General features: G+C 71.6%; 3 protein-coding genes. All 3 read right to left on the bottom strand.

Annotation, left to right across the window (positions count from 1 at the left end):
• Positions 1-605 (bottom strand): precorrin-2 C(20)-methyltransferase (gene cobI / locus AC2VON_RS18010; RefSeq protein WP_486954175.1); only part of this gene is annotated, 605 nt, incomplete at its 3' end.
• A complete protein-coding gene (locus tag AC2VON_RS18005) occupies positions 602-1270 on the bottom strand; it encodes a precorrin-8X methylmutase (protein WP_486954174.1) in 669 nt (222 codons plus the stop codon). The genes cobI and AC2VON_RS18005, both read right to left, overlap by 4 nt.
• Positions 1267-2037, bottom strand: a 771-nt coding sequence (locus AC2VON_RS18000) for a nitrite reductase (RefSeq protein WP_486954173.1), incomplete at its 5' end; no start/stop codon positions are given. The genes AC2VON_RS18005 and AC2VON_RS18000, both read right to left, overlap by 4 nt.

Raw genomic sequence — 2037 nt, 5'->3', positions numbered from 1 at the left:
CCGGCCCTGGCCAGGGCGCGGCGCACCGCGGGGAAGGTGCGTCCGAGTTTCATGACGATGGCGCCGTCGGTGTCGGCCAGGCGCTCCGCGAGTTCATCCTCGGGCAGGGTTGCGGGCAGCACGGTGAGCACGTCGGTCTGGCGCACCAGCGGCAACGCCAGCGCGGCGGTGGCCGCGGCGAAGGCGGGCACCCCGGGGACGACCTCGGTGTCGAAGCGGGCGGCAAGCCGGTCGTGCATGTACATGTACGACCCGTAGAACATGGGGTCGCCCTCGGCCAGTAGGGCGACCGCGCGGCCGGCCGACAGATGGGCGGCCAGGCGATCCGCCGACTGTTCGTAGAAGTCGGCGAGTGCGCCGGCGTAGCCGCCCGGGTGGTCGGTCCCACCGGCGGTCACCGGGTAGCGCAGCTCCTCCTCGATGGTGCCTTCGCGAATCAGGTCGGCGGCGATGCTGCGCGCGTAGGACTGTTTTCCGACACCGGCGTGGTAGGCCACGACGTCGGCTTCGCCGATCACCCGGGCGGCCTTGCGGGTGATCAGGTCGGGGTCGCCAGGTCCCAGGCCGACGCCGTAGAACCGCCCCGGGGATGCCTGACTGGTCATTCGGCCTCCGAGGCCAGCGCGTTGAGCGCCGACGCCGTCATGGCGGAACCGCCGCGGCGTCCACGCACCGTGACGAACGGGATGTCGATGCCATGGTCTTCGTGCAGGCGGGTGAGCGCGACCTTGGCCTCGGCGGCGCCGACGAAGCCCACCGGGCAGCCGACGATCGCCGCCGGCCGCGGGGCGCCGTCGAGAATCATCTCCAGCACGTGAAACAGCGCCGTGGGTGCGTTTCCGATGGCGACGACGGCACCGGCCAGCATCGGTTCCCACAGCGAGACGGCCGCCGCCGCCCGAGTGGTGCCCCACATCCGCGCCAGGGCGCAAACGCGCTCGTCGACCAGATAGCAGCAGACCCGGTTGCCGGCCGGCAGCCGACCGGCGGTCACGCCGGCCGCCACCATCGCGGTGTCGCACAAGATGGGCGCGCCGGCGTGCAGGGCGGCCCGCCCGACCCGAACCACGTCGGGGTGGATCACCAGGTCATCGGCGACATCGGTCTGCCCGCTGCCGTGGATCATCCGCACCGCCAGCTGCTCGGCCGCCGGCGGGACGTGGGAGAGGTCCGACTCGGCCCGGATGGTGGCGAACGACTCCACGTAGATGGCCGGTCCGTCATCGAGATAGCGGTAGCGCTTCACCGGGCGCGTGGCGCTGTCGGTCACGCGCCCGTCTTCCTTGCCGCTGGGATGAGAACTCCGTGCCAGGGGGTTACCACCAAACCGGTGACGTGTCCCGCGGTTTCGATGACCGAGTGCCCGAGATCTCGAGTCAGCACACCGCCGGGTACGTGCACGTGGTTGCCGCCGGGTACCGGACCGTAGGGCAGCGGCCCGGACCGGGGCGGTATCCGCCGGTCGGCGACGGTGGCGGGCTGCAGCGGCGTGTCCAACTCGCGTACGTGCCACGCCGCTGTGGTCGGGTGACCCCGTCTGGCCAGAAACGCGCTCGCCATGCCGGCGAGGTGAGCTGCGGAGTCCGACGTATTCACCACACCGCCCCACCGCTCACCGATTCTCAGCTGCGCTTCGGTGGCACTGAGAGCCACCAGGCCCAGGTCGGTGCCGCTGCGTCCGGCTCCGGTGAGGCGGTCGAGGAGGTCACCCCGCCCGTCATCGAGGGTGAACAGGAACCGGCCCGGCAGCTGTGCGAGCCGAGGCTCACCGCACAGCAACGCGTCGAGCCGGGCCGCTACCGGGCGAAGGTCGACCCGCCCGCCGGCGTACCCGGTCTGCGGGGACACCAGAATGTTGCGGACCAGCTCGTGGGTGCGTGACGGCAGCAGCCCGGTCGATTCGATGGCGGACAGGGCTTGGGACGTCAGTCGCCCGCCTGCACCCGGCAGACCCCTGATCTGGAGGTTGGCCCGGGTCGTGAGGTGGATCCGACCGTCGGAGAGCCGGTCGGAGACCTCGAGCAGGCGCGCCAGTGA

It is taken from the genome of Mycobacterium sp. TH-M82, assembly GCF_057473605.1.
The sequence above is the reverse complement of the archived record's forward strand: the minus strand, read 5'-3'. Positions and strand labels throughout refer to the sequence as shown.